Genomic DNA, 16,016 nt, shown 5'->3' on the forward strand with positions numbered 1-16,016 from the left:
TGATAGCTTTAAAATAAAGGGACTAAAGGAAAGTTAGACGTTGAATCTAAAATGCATTACATCACCATCTTTAACGATATACTCTTTGCCTTCAACGCGCATTTTACCGGCTTCTTTTACTTTTGCTTCGCTACCAAAAGAAATATAGTCTGCAAATGAAATCACCTCTGCTCTAATAAATCCTTTCTCAAAATCTGTATGAATTACACCTGCTGCTTGCGGTGCCGTAGCCCCCACAGGAATTGTCCACGCACGCACTTCTTTGACCCCTGCGGTAAAATATGTTTCAAGATCCAATAATTTATAGGCACCACGAATCAACTTTGCTGAACCCGGTTCTGAAAGACCGAGGTCTTCTAAAAACAGTTGTCTCTCGTCAAAGGTTTCTAATTCCGTAATGTCCGCTTCGGTACCTACCGCTAAAAAAATAACTTCAGCATTTTCATTGGCAACTGCCGCTTTTACTTTATCGACATAGGCATTGCCATTTACGGCGCCATCTTCATCTACATTACAAACATACAATACGGGCTTGTCGGTAATTAATTGCAATGGTTTTACAAATTCAATTTTATCATCGTCACTAATTTCAATGGCCCGAACAGATTTACCTGCCTCTAAACCTTCTTTTAATGAAGTGAGCACCGTAGCTTCTTTTTGAGCTTCTTTATTTCCGGTCTTAGCCGCTCTTTTTACTTTATCCAGCTTTTTCTCTACACTTTCTAAATCTTTAAGTTGAAGTTCCATATCAATCGTTTCCTTATCCCTAATAGGGTCTACAGAACCATCTACATGTACAATATTGTCATTGTCAAAACAGCGCAAGACATGAAGTATAGCATCTGTCTCCCTGATATTGCCCAAGAATTGATTGCCCAATCCTTCACCTTTACTGGCCCCTTTTACCAAGCCGGCGATATCTACAATCTCAACCGTTGCAGGAATCACCTTTTCAGGGTTCACCAAAGACTCTAATTGCTGTAATCTGGCGTCCGGTACATTTACTACCCCAATATTAGGTTCAATAGTGCAAAAAGGAAAATTAGCACTTTGCGCTTTGGCATTCGATAAACAATTAAAAAGGGTTGATTTACCAACATTTGGCAATCCGACAATTCCAGCTTTCATCTTAAAGTTTTAAGGCTGCAAATATAGTTTATAGATCTAATAAATAATGCTATTTATTTTGAAGTAAAATTGAAGGTGTTAGAAAAAATAAATTACAGATATTACGAATAATGATGCTATTTAACAGTTTTTAATAAAAAAAAAACTACATTTAGACCAAGTTCATTATAAAAATGAAGGCCAGCAATTCATTATGGTTATTATTTGTAGAGGGTGATGAAAAGGCATTTTCCGCTTTGTTCAAATACTACTACTCCATGCTACATAATTATGGGAGCAAAATATGTGGTAATGATATTCTTACCGAAGACTGTATTCAAAATCTATTTGTTTATCTCTTCGAGAATAAAGAGCGTTTATCACATATCAAAAATCCAAACACCTATTTGTTCGTCTCCTTGCGCAATTCTATTTTTAAACAACTTAAAAAAAGAAAAGCAGAAGAAAGACTTGCTCCAGAGACGGAGCAGGTAATCTCTTTTGAATTCTCACCAGAAGATTTTTTGATTCAAAAGGAATCTTTTCTATCTACCACTACCATCCTAAATAAAATGTTGAATAACCTACCAACAAGAGAACGAGAAGTAATCTACTTAAAGTATTATTCAGGGTTATCGGTCTCAGAGATTTCCGAAGTAATAGAAATATCCAGTCAAAGTGTCTCCAACACCTTATTGAAGGCAATGAAAAAATTAAGGGAAGGCGCCTTAAAAGGTGTATTACTTAGCGCGCTTGCCTAAGAAAAAACATAATTATTTCCAGCTCAAAAGCTATTGGCAGCTAAACTTCAAAAAAATTAGGGTATAAAATAAACTTTTTAGACTCTTACTAATAACGGGCAACTTATATATGGATTATAAAAATCAAAATTTAATCAACCAGCTTACAGAAGATGAGTCATTTATTCGCTGGGCAAAAAACAGTAATAAAAACGATGTTGATTATTGGAATAACTGGATTATTAATAATCCGAACAAAATAGAATGTGTTGAATTGGCCAAAACAATTGTTCTTGGTTTAACTTTTAATAAAAAAAGCGTTGCTTCTGAGAAAATTAATGATGAGCTGGATAAAGTACTCGCTAAAATTAATTCTAGGTCCGCTTCAAAAGATAAAATTTCTTTTAAACTCTTTAATTACCGCAACTTTGCGATAGCTGCAATTTTATTATTGTTTATTTCTATTGGCGCTACTTTATTTCTAAGTAGTGAAAAGGGTGTAGTACATAAAACGGCTTATGGCGAAATTTTAGATTTACAACTTCCTGATGGTACTTCAGTGGTTTTAAATGGTAATTCACAAATAAGCTATCCAAAAGGAGATTCTAGAATTATAACACTTGTTGGTGAAGCATACTTTAAAGTAAAATCCATTCCTGCTACTAAAGCCAAATTTTGGGTCAACACAAACGATTTACAAGTTGAGGTTTACGGAACCAAGTTCCATGTCAACACAAGAAAGAAAAAGACCAAAGTGGTCTTAGATGAAGGTTCTATTCATTTAAAACTTAAAAATGGGTTAAGTAAGGAAATGGTACCTGGAGATTTGGTTTCTTTCTCTAAAGAAAATAATCAAATTTCCCATAAGTCGGTTTCAAAAGACACCGCCTACTCTTTATGGCGAGACGGAACATACACCTTCAATAATATAACCTTTAAGGATCTCATGAGCAACCTAGAGTTCTCATATGGAATAAAAGCGGAATTTATAGATAAAAATTTAGAAGAACTAAAATTGACAGGGGGGATACCTAATCAAAATTTAAAGATATGTATTGCCGCAATAGAAAAAGTTACTGGAGCAAGCGTAACTCAATCAAATAACAAATTAATAATTAAACTAAATTAAACTTGGAAATTATGAAAGTAGAACACCTTTTAAAATTCCTTCTAACCTTAACATTAATATTTACATGTTTTGGATTGAAGGCAGAAACTGAAGCAAAGGAAACCATTGGTTTGGATGAGTTTCTTGAAGATGTAAGCAAAAAGCACGAAGTCTTTTTTACTTACAATTCTAAATTGGTATCGGCAATTAGCTTAGACCCAAAAGAATATAGCTATCCGACACTAAACAGAATCATAGACAAGTTGGAAAGCAAAACAAGCTTTGACTTTGAATATTTGGGCAATAAATATTATGCTGTTTACTCAAAGAAAACTGTGAAGCCAACAATTGCTTTAAAAGCAGGTACGATGAGCTTTGATATTAAGCCCATAAACATTGCAAGTATTATACAACATAGCGTTAGCGGAAAGGTTACGGATAGCAATGGCGTAGCATTGGGTGGTGTTAACATTATAGAAAAAGGAACGACTAATGGTACTAGTACCGATTTTGATGGAAATTACACTATAAATGCAGATGAAAATGCCACTTTAATTTTTAGCTATATCGGGTTTGGGACTAAAGAAGTTGCCGTATCCGGTAAAACCATGATAAATGTTACCTTATCAGAAGGCCAAGAACTAGATGAGGTTATTATTGTTGGTTCTAGAACTGCTCCACGTAGTAATACCGATACTCCTTTACCAGTTGACGTGTTGGGTGTAAAAGAATTAAACTCCACTGGTCAAGTTACTTTTGACAAAGCGTTGCAATATAGAATACCTTCATTTAATACAGTGCAAACCCCTGTAAATGATGCTACATCATTATTAGATCCATACGAAATAAGAAATATGGGGCCAAGTAGAACCCTTATTCTAATAAATGGAAAAAGAAAAAACTTGAGTGCCTTACTATATACCCAAACATCTCCGGGCCGTGGTGAAACAGGCGCTGATATTTCTGCAATCCCAACAGATGCAATTAAAAGGGTAGAGATATTGCGTGATGGTGCTTCCGCTCAATATGGTTCCGATGCTATCGCGGGTGTAATGAACATTATTCTAAAGGATAATGCAAGTGAAGGTTCTGCAACAATTAGGACAGGTATTACTTCAGAAGGTGATGGTGAAATGTTTGGTGTTGCCATAAACAATGGGAGCACTATTGGTGATGATAAAGGTTTTATCAACTACACAGTAGATTTATCCAAGGTAAACTTGGCAAACCGCCCAGGTACAGTAAGTGCAGAGGGTGAAGCTGGTGACTTTGGAGCTGACATTGCGGTTGTTCAAGAATTTTTATCAAGAAGACCAGACGCTGGAAACATAAATGGTTCTCCAGAAACGGCAGCTGCAAAATTCTCAGTAAACTTTGGCTATGACTTAAGTGATAACACACAGCTATATGGTAATGCGGCCTATGTTTACAAGTCTGTGAACAGTTTTGCCAATTATAGAACGCCATACTGGAGAACAACTGATGATTTTCCGTATTTAGCAGATTTCTTCCCCGGTAATAATCCGAACAACCCAGGTGGTTATGATGGTTATGTTCCAACTTTTGAAGGCTTACTATCGGACTATAATGCAACAGTCGGTTTTAAATCTACTATTAACGATTGGAATGTAGATGCAAGTTTTACAACTGGTGGAAACTTACAAACCTATAAAGTAAATGATTCTCACAACCGTAACGTTGTGTTCTCTCCATCTACCTGGGTAGATACAAATGGAAATGGCGTTATCGATGATGGTGAAGTTACTGAAGGTGCTGAGCTATACAGAGCAAATAGCCAGCAATCTTTTGATCCAGGAGGAACAAGATTTTCACATAATGTTGGTAATATTGATATTTCTAGAATACTATCAGACAAGATTAGCATTGGTATTGGAGCAGAGTTCAGAACGGAGACTTTTGAGGTTATCGAAGGTGAATTGGCATCTTACGATGGCGGTGGCGCCGATTCTTTTGCTGGTGCTTCTCCACAAAACTCGGGTAAATTTAATCGATATAATATTGGTGGTTACTTTAGTTTGGATTACGATGTGTCTGATGCCTTTCTGTTAAGCGGTACTGTAAGAACTGAAAATTATTCAGATTTTGGAAATGCCTTTGTTTACAAAGTTAGCTCACGTTATAAAGTAAGTGATGCATTCACATTAAGAGGTTCGGTTTCCTCTGGTTTTAGAGCACCAACGCTTCATCAAATATTTACCCAGAAAGCACAGTACTCTTTTATTCCAGGTCAAGGAATTCAAGTAGGAGGTCTTATCAATAATGTGTCTACCCAAGCTAAATTACTAGGTATTCCTCAACTAGATGCGGAAACATCTAACAATTTCACTATAGGTTTCGGTGGTAAAGCGAACAAGTTTACATACACCTTAGATTACTACAATATTGCCGTAAAAGATCGTATCGTTTTGGGAACTGAAATTGGCCCTAGCGGAGATGCAACCAACCCATTGGATATTCTTTTAGCTAGTAATAGTTTAAGTGATATTAGCTTCTTCTCCAATGCTATAGATACTAAAACTTCTGGTATTGATGTAGTTTTAGGGTATAAAGGCATTGAGTTAGGTGATGGTAGCCTTGATTTTAATTTATCAGGAAACTACACTATACAGAATGAAAGAGATGGGGCCGTAAAAGATATTCCTTTAGTCGCAAATTCTGGACAATCTGTTGTGAATCAAACACAAGAAGCGTTATTCTTTACTTCTCGTCCTGTTACCAAATGGATATTAGGTGCCAATTACGATATTAACAAATTCGGGTTTTTGTTAAATAACACCTATTTCGGTAAAACCTCATTTTTTCAACAAGGTTTAAGCACCGATGCGAATGGTCAGTTTAACATAGGAACTGAATTTACACCTAAAATCGTTACAGATTTAGGAGTGAATTTCAGCGCTTCCGAAAAGCTTACACTTGCTTTAAACATAAATAATATATTAAATGTATTGCCAGAGTGGAGTTTTGTATCGCAAAACGCTGCTGGAGATGCTATTTTGGCTGACGCTGCACAAGTTCAAAATCAGTCTAACTTAATTACATTCAACCAACGTTATTCTCAAATGACTTACGATGGTTACCACTTTAGTCAGTTAGGAACTATGTTTAACTTATCGTTAAACTATAAATTCTAACCTTATTTATTTTTATTTTGCGAGCTGCTTGATTAATTTCAGGCAGCTTTTTTTATTATAAATTATGAATAGCCTCTACGCAACCGAACTTGCACAGGTATATGACACCATGTACCAAAGTTTTATAGACTATAGGAAAGAATATCTCTTTTACAGCTCATTATGCGAAAAACATTCTTCAAAATCAGTAATTGAATTTGCCTGCGGTTCTGGTAATCTTGCTCAAAATTTTATTAAAAATTTTGAGTCTTATTTGGGTATTGACCTTAGTGAGGATATGCTGAAAATTGCGGCATCCAAAGTGGATCCCTCCCTACTCGAACAAGGGGATATGAGAAATTTTAAAACTGAAATGAAATTTGATGCAGCAATAATCACAGGTCGTTCAACTAGCTATTTAACTACCGCTTTGGATTTTCAAAACACGCTTAATTCCATTAAAAACCTTTTAAATGATGGAGGCATACTTTTGTTTGATTGCATAGATGGTTCAAAATTTTTACCATACATAAAACAAAATCCTACGGTAGTCCATAAAGCTAGGGCTAAAGAAACATCCTATTATAGAAAAACTAGTTGGTATTCTAAAACTTCAAGCAACCCCGATCTAATTGCTTGGCATTCTGAGTATTTTAAAGAAACCAAAGGTGGCGATATTTTATTGGGAATTGACGATACTGTTTTTAAGGTGTTTGGACAAGAAGAAGTAAAACGGCTTTTGGCAAATTGTGGATTTGGTACAATTAATGTTTTGGAACGAAAAACCTATGCCTTTGACACTTTTGTAATTGAAGCAAAAAAAAATTAAACGCCGGTAAAAAAAAGATATCCGAGAACTACGAATACTGCAATAATACCCAGTATCGCCATTGCAGACAGAAAACATCCAATATTTTTCCAGATTCCGGTATATTCCTTTTCTTCATTCATAAGTAACAAAAATAGTAAGAAACCATGTCAAAATATTAGTTTATTGCATTCATAAAAGATACTTTTCCAGAATTAAATTTACCCTATGAAGAAAATAACATTGCAAGGTTTATTGTTTGATGAAAAATCTTCTTTTCTAAAAGGGCCAGGTTTAGCCCCACCACTTATCAGGGAAGCCTATCATAGTGATTCATCAAATTACTATGCAGAGAATGGAAGATTTATTAATCCCGAAATTATAGATGACAAAGGGGACTTTTTAATCTCTCATTATTTCGACATAGAAAAAATTACTTCAAAAAATTTATCTGATCAGAACTCACTGTTGACTCTCGGAGGGGACCATTCCATAACTTTTCCCATTATAAAAGCAATAAATTCCTTTTATGGAAAAGTTGACATTTTACATATAGATGCCCATAGCGATTTATATAATGAACTTAATGGAGATCCTTATTCCCATGCATGTCCTTTTTATCATATTATGGAGAAAAAATTGGCAGAAAACCTCTACCAGGTTGGAATTAGGACTCTAAATGATATTCAGCGTCAGAATGCAACTAAATTTGGTGTGGATATCTATGAAATGGAGGATTTTGAATCATTTAGAATGCCACTTTTCAAAAACCCGCTTTATCTTTCCCTAGATATTGACGCATTAGACCCCGCATTTGCCCCAGGAGTATCCCATCACGAACCGGGAGGCTTTACAACAAGACAGCTACTTAAAATAATCCAAAATATAAATGTCCCTTTGATTGGGGCTGATATTGTAGAATACAACCCTAAAAGAGATATAAATAATATTACCGCTATGGTTTGTGGAAAGCTATTAAAAGAAATAGCATCAAAAATGATTTAACAAATTAATCTTCAGGGTGCATAAACTTTTGCTTTCCTAAAAGTTGCTCCTCTGTTTCTACCCTATCTTCATCGGGCACACAACAATCAACTGGGCAAACAGCGGCACATTGTGGTTCTTCATGAAAACCCATACACTCCGTACACTTATCAGGTGCAATATAATAGACTTCATCACTTATCGGTTCTTGAACCTCCTCGGCATTTACCGCTTTACCATCTGGCAACACTACATCTCCTTCTAAAGAAGTACCATCGCTGTAGCGCCACTCGTCCGCTCCTTCGTAAATTGCCGTGTTTGGACATTCAGGTTCGCAAGCACCACAATTTATACATTCATCTGTTATAATAATCGCCATAATTTTCTTTTCTTGTGCTGAACTAGATTCAGCATCGCTTACTTTTGCACAAAAATAAACCCCACTAATTTAGTGTACAAATATAATGACAGTAGACAGTGCTATATTGCAAGCTTTTGTTAAACTCGGTAACTTTCTTGTTGATTTTTGTGATAATAAAAGTGATGCCAATCCTCCATGGAACAAACGTCTTCAAGAAACAATCATAACTGCAGGCCACCAAAACGGATGGTTTACCGAAGATAATGTGCTTCATGCCCTGAAACAATGGGGTGGCTTACTAAGCCAAGAGAATTTACAAAAATGGTTGTCTAAATACCCCGAAAATGATAAAAGTGTCGCTAAAACCGTGGCTATAATAATGGCGGGCAATATTCCGCTTGTTGGTTTCCATGATTTTATTTGTGTGTTATTAACAGGAAATAAAGTGCAAGCAAAGTTATCTTCAAATGATAACGTTTTACTTCCCTTTTTGGCAGACTATCTAATTAATGAAAACAGCTCGCTAAAAAACAAGGTTCTTTTCACGAACGAAAGATTACAAGATTTTGATGCGGTAATTGCTACCGGAAGTAACAATACGGGGCGTTATTTTGAATACTATTTCGGAAAGCACCCCAATATCATTCGAAAAAATCGTAACTCCATTGGCATCTTATCTGGCTCTGAAACTAAAGAAGAACTAACACTACTTGGCGAAGATATTTTCAGGTATTTTGGTTTAGGGTGTAGAAGTGTTTCTAAGTTATTTGTTCCTAAATCATATGACTTTACCGGTTTTTTTGAGGCCATTTTTGAATTTGAATGGGTGCTCAATAGCAGTAAATACATGAATAATTATGACTACAATAAAGCCGTTTACCTCATGTCAGATTTCAAATTATTCGATAATAACTTTATACTTTTAAAAGAAGATGAGGGTTATGGCTCACCAATAGGAACCTTATTTTACGAATATTATGACACTGAAACAGAATTGAACGCAAAACTTAGAAGCCAGAAAGACCAATTGCAGTGTGTTGTTTCAAATGGGTCGGTTGAAGGTTCTATTTCTTTCGGAGCTACACAGCAACCAAGTCTAAACGATTACGCAGATGGCGTAGACACCATCAAATTTCTTTTAGAATTATAAATCATGGTTTCCTATTTTTCATTCTCTTAAATTTTAAGACCTTTACGGCTCAAATTTTAAGACAAGACAACTACACCGATCACCCAAATATTAAAGACAACATAGATGAAAAAACATAATTTTAGCGCAGGACCCTGTATTCTTCCGCAAGAAGTAATGAAAAAAGCTGCAGAGGCCGTAATAGATTTAAATGGAAGTGGTCTTTCATTGATAGAAATATCACATCGAAGCTCAGCTTTTGTTGAAATTATGGAAACCGCACGTTCTTTAGCTTTAGAACTGTTAGGCTTAACGGAGAAAGGATATACGGCGTTATTTCTTCAAGGTGGAGCGAGCACCCAATTTTTAGCCGTTGCTTATAATTTGTTGGAAAAGAAAGCAGGCTATTTAAATACAGGCACATGGAGTTTAAAGGCCATAAAAGAAGCGCGCCTGTTCGGCGATGTTGTTGAAGTAGCTTCTTCGCAAGAGAAAAACTTCAACTATATCCCAAAGGGGTATGACATTCCGAAGGGGTTGGATTATTTTCATCTCACTTCTAACAACACTATATTCGGAACGCAGCTAAAAGAATTCCCAACAGTTGACTGTCCGCTGATATGTGATATGAGTTCCGATATTTTTTCCCGCCAGCTAGATTTTTCAAAATTCGACTTGATTTACGCCGGAGCCCAAAAAAATATGGGTCCTGCCGGTACGACTTTAGTAGTTGTAAAAGATGCTATTTTGGGTAAGGTTTCAAGAAAAATCCCTTCCATGTTAGACTACAAAACCCATATTAGTAAAGACAGTATGTTCAATACGCCACCTGTGTTTCCAGTCTATGTATCTATGCTAACAATGCAATGGCTAAAAGATTTGGGTGGTATCTCAGCTATTGAAGAAACCAATGAAAAGAAAGCAAATCTTATTTATTCTGAAATTGATTTAAACCCTGTATTCTCAGGTTTTGCTGCCAAAGAAGATCGTTCAAATATGAATGCTACTTTTAATATAACCGATGATACCTTAAAAGAAACTTTTGACAAAAATTGTAAAGAGGCAGGCATCAATGGCTTAAATGGTCATAGATCGGTAGGTGGTTATCGTGCATCTATGTATAATGCACTGTCCTTAGAAAGTGTAGGCATTTTAGTAGATATTATGAGTGAATTAGAACGTAAAGGATAATTAAATGATGAAGGTTTTAGCCAACGACGGAATATCTGCTTCTGGAGTTCAAAAATTGGAACAGGGTGGTTTTGAGGTATTAAACACCAAAGTAGCACAAGAACAGCTAGTTAATTTTATTAATGAAAATAATGTCAATGCACTATTAGTACGGAGTGCTACCGAGGTTAGAAAAGAATTAATCGATGCTTGTACTTCATTGCGATTGATTGGTCGTGGCGGGGTTGGAATGGATAACATTGATGTAGCCCATGCAAAATCGAAGGGAATTCATGTTATTAATACCCCAGCGGCATCTTCAGAGTCCGTCGCCGAATTGGTTTTCGCACATTTGTTCAGTGGGGTTCGTTACTTGCACGATTCTAATAGAAATATGCCACTTGAAGGAGATAGTAAGTTTAAACAATTGAAAAAGTCATACGGTGGTGGTTCTGAATTAAGAGGTAAAACAATCGGAATTATTGGCTTCGGAAGAATTGGCCAAGCTACTGCGAAAATTGCTTTGGGCATTGGCATGAAAGTTCTTTTTACAGACAGTAATATTAAGGAGTTGGATTTGAGTTTAGATTTTTACAATGGTCAATCCTTAACTTTTCATCTAAAAAGCAATAGCTTGGATGACGTTTTAAAGCGTTCAGATTTTTTGACCTTACATGTTCCCGCTCAGAAGGAATATATAATTGGCGCTCAGGAATTTTCTAAAATGAAGGATGGTGTTGGTATCATAAACGCCTCTAGAGGTGGCACTGTTGATGAAGTTGCCCTTGTAGATGCCCTAGAGACAGGTAAAGTTGCTTTTGCCGGCTTAGATGTTTATGAATCTGAACCTAATCCAGAGATAAAAATTTTAATGCATCCCAAAATTTCGCTTACACCACATATTGGTGCGGCTACCAATGAAGCTCAAGATAGAATAGGTTTAGAACTTGCAGACCAAATTATCGAATTGCTTCAATAAAGTCGATTTTACCACCTTTTCTTTGTAAAGTGGTTCTTTTTTGTACATTGTAACCTTTATTCTAAACACTATAAAAATGTCAGGATTATTAGATTTAATAAATAGCCCAATAGGCAAACAACTAATTAGCGGTGTTGCCGGTCAAACCGGTCAGCCAGAAAACAAAACAGCGGATGTACTTGCAATGGCCATGCCTTTGATTATGGGCGCCATGAAAAAAAATACCTCTACACCTGGTGGAGCGCAAGGACTCATGAATGCCCTTTCTTCTAAACATGATGGAAGCATCTTGGACAACCTTGGAGGCTTATTCGGTGGTGGTGTAGACCAATCGGTAATGGATGACGGTGCAGGAATTTTAGGCCATGTTTTTGGCTCTAAACAGCCTCAAGTTGAAAACGCTTTAAGTAGTAAGGCGGGTATTGATGCAGGTTCGGTAGCACAAATATTAAAAATTGCTGCCCCTATACTTTTAGGTTATCTAGGAAAACAGACGAGGCAACAAAACGTATCTAGCCCAGATGCTTTAAGTGGTCTTTTAGGTGGTCTAATGGGCGGAACAAAAACTGCAAACAAACAGCAATCTTTAATTGAGTCGTTTTTAGACTCTGACGGCGATGGCAGTGTAATCGATGACCTAGCTGGGATGGTACTCTCTGGTGGAAACCAAAAGAAAAGCGGACTTGGAGGCCTTTTAGGAGGTTTGTTCGGAAAATAACATCAAGCTACAGTATTTAACAAGCCGTTTAGACATTCTAAGCGGCTTTTTTTATATTTTAAGGGTATGAAAAAGAATATTTTAAATCTATTTACTACGCTCTTATTACTTAGTACATCTTTAAGTTCTTGCGGTACCCAAAAAGAAGCTCTGGCCATTTCTGATAAGGAAAAAGAAATCTTTGCTTCGCAATCAGAGGAACCTGTTGAAATTTCCGATGAAAAAACGGAATATGAAATCATTATTATTGAACCGGGTTTTAATATTTGGCTGCAAAGTGTGGCCAGACCAGAAGGTTACTATTCGAAATCTTTTTTAGAAAATCGCAATCAAATACTGGTACTCAATTGGAATCAAAGAGTTTTACAACCAAATAGATTTAATCCAAATTTATACGAACTACAAATAAATTATGACCCGCGAATAGATTACGGCTATGAAGTGAATTATAAACTCTATAATTATTTTGTATTCTTTCAAAGAAGATACAATCAACGCCTAGGTCCTTTTTTACCTCGAATATAATCTTGTAAATTTGCCATCGAAAATCTAATGATGGAGAAACTTAAAAAGCGTTGGGGTATAGACTCCAACTTTCAAATAATCATAATTTTTATTGTTTTTGCTATTACCGGTAGTGTTTCGGCAAAACTTGCCGCTCCCGTTACAGAGTTTATTGGTATTACAAAAGAAAATGTATCTGGCTGGATCTATTGGCCAATAAGAATTCTACTTATTTTTCCGATTTACCAAGTGTTATTGGTGTTTTTTGGATGGCTCTTTGGGCAATACAAGTTCTTTTGGGCTTTTGAAAAGAAAATGTTGAAACGTCTCGGTCTAGGGTCGTTCATATCCTAGTTTTGTGATTTAATTAACACTCTTGCACCCTGAATTTTAACTAGCTTTGCCGAGTGAAACCGATTGTTCGAACATTAGGTTTATTTCTATTTGCAGCCTTATTACTCTTTAAGGTTGCCGGTTTACATTCCTTTACACATTTAGAAAACACTGACGAAATCAGCGATTGTGTGGTTTGTCATATGGCTACTGAAGAACAAGAAGATGTTTACTTTTTACCACTAGATTTAAATCTGGAATTTTCAACCTTCTATTACCTCACAGAGGGGAATGTTTTTGCTTACCAGTTTTTAAATGGAAAAACACACCTCACATTTCAATACAGCAGGCCCCCGCCTTTTTTAAGCCTCATTTCCTAGATTAATTCTTCAGCCCTTTTGGGTTAATTCTCTTATTAATATTCTTTTATGATGAAAGTGCTTTTTATAGCATTGTTCTGCTTTACAGTATCTTTTACACTTGCGCAAGATTGCAAGAGTAGCTTGTCTGGTGTCGTTATAGACTATCACGATAAAACCCCATTAATGAATGCCAGTATTCAGACTTTGGACGGAGGTATCAAAATAATCACCGACATAAACGGTGAATTTACAATTTCAAACCTATGTGATAAGACTTACACTTTTGAGATCAGTCATCCAGAATGTAGCACTACCCTACTGAATGTTAACATAAAAGGCAAGACGAAGATTGATATAAAACTTGAGCATCATTTAGAAGAGCTCGAAGAGGTGAAGGTTATAGGAAGTTCTATAAAACAGACCAATTCTGCCCAGGAGGTTTCTTTAGACGTTCAAAAATTAGAAGAGTTCAGTAGTGGTACCTTGGGTGATGCCTTAAGCCAGATCTCAGGCGTATCCATTTTAAGTACCGGTGCAAATATTGTTAAGCCGGCTATTCATGGTCTTAATGGAAGTAGGGTCTTGTTGTTGAACAATGGGGTACGAATGCAAGATATGGAATGGGGCGATGAACATGCCCCTAATGTAGATCTCAATGCTGCTGGTTCTGTCTCTGTAATAAAGGGAGCCTCAGCTTTGCAGTATGGTGGTGATGCTATCGGCGGTGTAATTTTAATGGAGCAATTGCCTTTTACCAAAACCGATTCTTTGTATGGCAAAACAATTTTAAATGGAGTTTCAAATGGCCGTGGTGGTTCGGCTAGCACCGAGTTGATTCGTACCTATGAGAATGGTTGGTTTTTAAAAGGTCAGGCTTCTTATAAACGTATTGGAGATAGAGAGGCACCTGACTATATACTTTCCAACACAGGAATTCAAGAAATAGGAGCTTCGTTGGCAACTGGTAGAAATCTCTTTGAATGGGGTTGGAATCTAAATTATTCATTCTACGATGCTGAAATAGCAATTTTACGTTCTTCGCATGTCGGTAATGTTGATGATTTAATTCGATCTATTAACACGCAACAGCCCTTGTTTATACGTCCGTTCACTTATGATTTAAACAATCCAAGGCAAAAAGTTACCCACCATTTGGCCAAACTGAGTTTTTACAAACGTTTTGAAGGTCTGGGAAAGTGGAATCTACAATATGATTTTCAAAGTAATAATCGCCTTGAATTTGATGTTCGTAGAGGAGAATCAGATGACAGACAGTCTCTGGACTTAGCGTTGACAACCCATAGTTTAACAACGGATTTTAAATGGGACGCCAATAAAAACTATGAATTTAAGACCGGACTATTACTCCGCTATCAGAATAATTTTGCGGATCCTGCCACGGGAATCAGAAGATTGATACCTGATTATGACAAGTATGATGCGGGAGCGTTCATTATTGGAGAATTCAATGTTGATGACAATGTTACTCTAGATGCTGGGCTACGTTACGATTTTAGTAAAATAGATGCCAAGAAATTTTATCAAACTTCTCGATGGGAGGAGCGCGGTTATGATCAAGATTTTCAAGATTTAGTTATTGATGATTTTGGAAATCAATTATTGGTCAATCCTATTTTTGATTATCATAATTTTTCAGGCTCAGTAGGGCTTCAGTACCGTAAAAATAATTTTTCAACGCTAAGGGTAAACTATGCCCTTGCACAACGCGCACCGAACCCTGCAGAGTTGTTTAGTGATGGATTGCACCAGTCTGCCGCTCGTATAGAACTTGGTGACCTAAGACTTGCTAGTGAAACATCCCATAAATTTTCAGTTGCCAAAGAACGTGACTATGGTTCGTGGGGTTATTCTATAGAGCCCTATATCAACTTTGTATCAGATTTTATGCTCTTGGAGCCGACCGGGGTGGAGTTTACCATTCGAGGTGCGTTTCCTGTTTGGTCGTATAGGCAAACAAGGGCACGTCTACTAGGTATAGATGCAAATATCTATATCGAGTTAACCAATAACTGGAAAACGGACCATTCTTTTTCTATTGTAAAGGGAAAAGACATTTCTAAAGAGACTGCTTTAATAAACATACCCTCAGCGAATTTTAGAAACAGCCTAAGCTTTAACAAAGAAAACTGGAAGAATTTAGAACTTCGATTAAGCAGTGAATATGTTTTTAGACAGAATGAAGTTCCTGATAATTTAACCGTTTTCTCCCCTGAGCAACAGCAAGAAGTTTTATTGGAAATTAATACGGCCCCTAAGGCGTATCATTTGCTTAATTTTTATTCGAAAGCTGAATTTGATTTAGGTAAGAAAAATAGGCTGACAACGAGTCTTATAGTAAACAATTTACTCGATACAAATTTCAGAAACTATTTAAACAGGCAGCGTTTTTTTGCTGACGATTTAGGTAGAAATATCATATTACAATTAAAATTTAATTTGAATATCCGTTAAGTGTCATAACCCTGTGATATTAGCAATAACTACTCTTTCGAACAGTCTTTCCCCGAAATACCGTCTATTAAGTTTGTAAACGAACTCATCAAGATAGAGCTGTAGGTACT

Annotated in this window: 15 protein-coding genes and 1 pseudogene; 13 read left to right on the forward strand and 3 right to left on the reverse strand. The window is 36.3% G+C overall.

What is annotated here, in order from left to right:
* Positions 1-33: 33 nt before the first annotated feature.
* The gene (gene ychF / locus ACFSQJ_RS02060) at positions 34-1,128 is read right to left on the reverse strand and encodes a redox-regulated ATPase YchF (RefSeq protein ID WP_377765138.1); all 1,095 of its coding nucleotides are present in this window, start codon (positions 1,126-1,128) and stop codon (positions 34-36) included.
* 173 nt (positions 1,129-1,301) lie between these two features.
* On the opposite strand from ychF, the gene ACFSQJ_RS02065 reads away from it, so the two are divergent.
* From ACFSQJ_RS02065 to ACFSQJ_RS02085, 5 genes are all read left to right on the forward strand, one after another.
* On the forward strand, positions 1,302-1,868 hold the full coding sequence (locus tag ACFSQJ_RS02065) for an RNA polymerase sigma factor (RefSeq protein WP_377765140.1): 567 nt from the start codon (positions 1,302-1,304) through the stop codon (positions 1,866-1,868).
* Positions 1,869-1,977: 109 nt separating this feature from the next.
* Positions 1,978-2,976, forward strand: a complete 999-nt coding sequence (locus ACFSQJ_RS02070; RefSeq protein WP_377765142.1) for a FecR family protein — start codon at positions 1,978-1,980, stop codon at positions 2,974-2,976.
* A 347-nt stretch (positions 2,977-3,323) separates the two neighbouring features.
* Positions 3,324-6,107, forward strand: a complete 2,784-nt coding sequence (locus tag ACFSQJ_RS02075; RefSeq protein ID WP_377765165.1) for a TonB-dependent receptor — start codon at positions 3,324-3,326, stop codon at positions 6,105-6,107.
* 64 nt (positions 6,108-6,171) lie between these two features.
* Entirely contained in the window at positions 6,172-6,915 is a 744-nt protein-coding gene (locus ACFSQJ_RS02080; protein ID WP_377765143.1) for a class I SAM-dependent DNA methyltransferase, read from the forward strand.
* 207 nt (positions 6,916-7,122) lie between these two features.
* On the forward strand, positions 7,123-7,899 hold the full coding sequence (locus ACFSQJ_RS02085; protein WP_377765145.1) for an agmatinase family protein: 777 nt from the start codon (positions 7,123-7,125) through the stop codon (positions 7,897-7,899).
* Positions 7,900-7,903: 4 nt separating this feature from the next.
* Here the strand turns inward: ACFSQJ_RS02085 and ACFSQJ_RS02090 are convergent, their stop codons facing one another.
* Positions 7,904-8,257, reverse strand: a complete 354-nt coding sequence (locus tag ACFSQJ_RS02090) for a 4Fe-4S dicluster domain-containing protein (RefSeq protein WP_377765146.1) — start codon at positions 8,255-8,257, stop codon at positions 7,904-7,906.
* 85 nt (positions 8,258-8,342) lie between these two features.
* Here ACFSQJ_RS02090 and ACFSQJ_RS02095 point away from each other — a divergent pair, with 85 nt between their 5' ends.
* The 8 genes from ACFSQJ_RS02095 to ACFSQJ_RS02130 all read left to right on the forward strand — a co-directional run bounded on the left by ACFSQJ_RS02095 (position 8,343) and on the right by ACFSQJ_RS02130 (position 15,906).
* Positions 8,343-9,389, forward strand: coding sequence for an acyl-CoA reductase (locus tag ACFSQJ_RS02095; protein ID WP_377765147.1), 1,047 nt, complete (start codon positions 8,343-8,345; stop codon positions 9,387-9,389).
* Between the two features lie 105 nt (positions 9,390-9,494).
* Positions 9,495-10,559, forward strand: a complete 1,065-nt coding sequence (serC, locus tag ACFSQJ_RS02100) for a 3-phosphoserine/phosphohydroxythreonine transaminase (RefSeq protein WP_377765149.1) — start codon at positions 9,495-9,497, stop codon at positions 10,557-10,559.
* A 7-nt stretch (positions 10,560-10,566) separates the two neighbouring features.
* Positions 10,567-11,517, forward strand: a complete 951-nt coding sequence (locus tag ACFSQJ_RS02105) for a D-2-hydroxyacid dehydrogenase (RefSeq protein ID WP_377765167.1) — start codon at positions 10,567-10,569, stop codon at positions 11,515-11,517.
* Between the two features lie 76 nt (positions 11,518-11,593).
* On the forward strand, positions 11,594-12,235 hold the full coding sequence (locus ACFSQJ_RS02110) for a DUF937 domain-containing protein (RefSeq protein WP_377765150.1): 642 nt from the start codon (positions 11,594-11,596) through the stop codon (positions 12,233-12,235).
* Between the two features lie 66 nt (positions 12,236-12,301).
* The gene (locus ACFSQJ_RS02115; RefSeq protein ID WP_377765152.1) at positions 12,302-12,760 is read left to right on the forward strand and encodes a DUF6146 family protein; all 459 of its coding nucleotides are present in this window, start codon (positions 12,302-12,304) and stop codon (positions 12,758-12,760) included.
* 30 nt (positions 12,761-12,790) lie between these two features.
* The gene (locus tag ACFSQJ_RS02120; protein ID WP_377765168.1) at positions 12,791-13,093 is read left to right on the forward strand and encodes a DUF6787 family protein; all 303 of its coding nucleotides are present in this window, start codon (positions 12,791-12,793) and stop codon (positions 13,091-13,093) included.
* 53 nt (positions 13,094-13,146) lie between these two features.
* The gene (locus ACFSQJ_RS02125) at positions 13,147-13,452 is read left to right on the forward strand and encodes a hypothetical protein (protein ID WP_377765154.1); all 306 of its coding nucleotides are present in this window, start codon (positions 13,147-13,149) and stop codon (positions 13,450-13,452) included.
* 48 nt (positions 13,453-13,500) lie between these two features.
* Positions 13,501-15,906 (forward strand): TonB-dependent receptor, encoded by a 2,406-nt coding sequence (locus tag ACFSQJ_RS02130; RefSeq protein ID WP_377765156.1) that lies wholly within the window; start codon positions 13,501-13,503, stop codon positions 15,904-15,906.
* Between the two features lie 3 nt (positions 15,907-15,909).
* On the opposite strand, the pseudogene ACFSQJ_RS02135 reads toward ACFSQJ_RS02130, so the two are convergent.
* Positions 15,910-16,016: pseudogene (locus ACFSQJ_RS02135) on the reverse strand (IS1595 family transposase); the annotation flags it as partial.

Source organism: Croceitalea marina, from assembly GCF_042684265.1.
Taxonomy (GTDB): Bacteria; Bacteroidota; Bacteroidia; order Flavobacteriales; family Flavobacteriaceae; genus Croceitalea; species Croceitalea marina.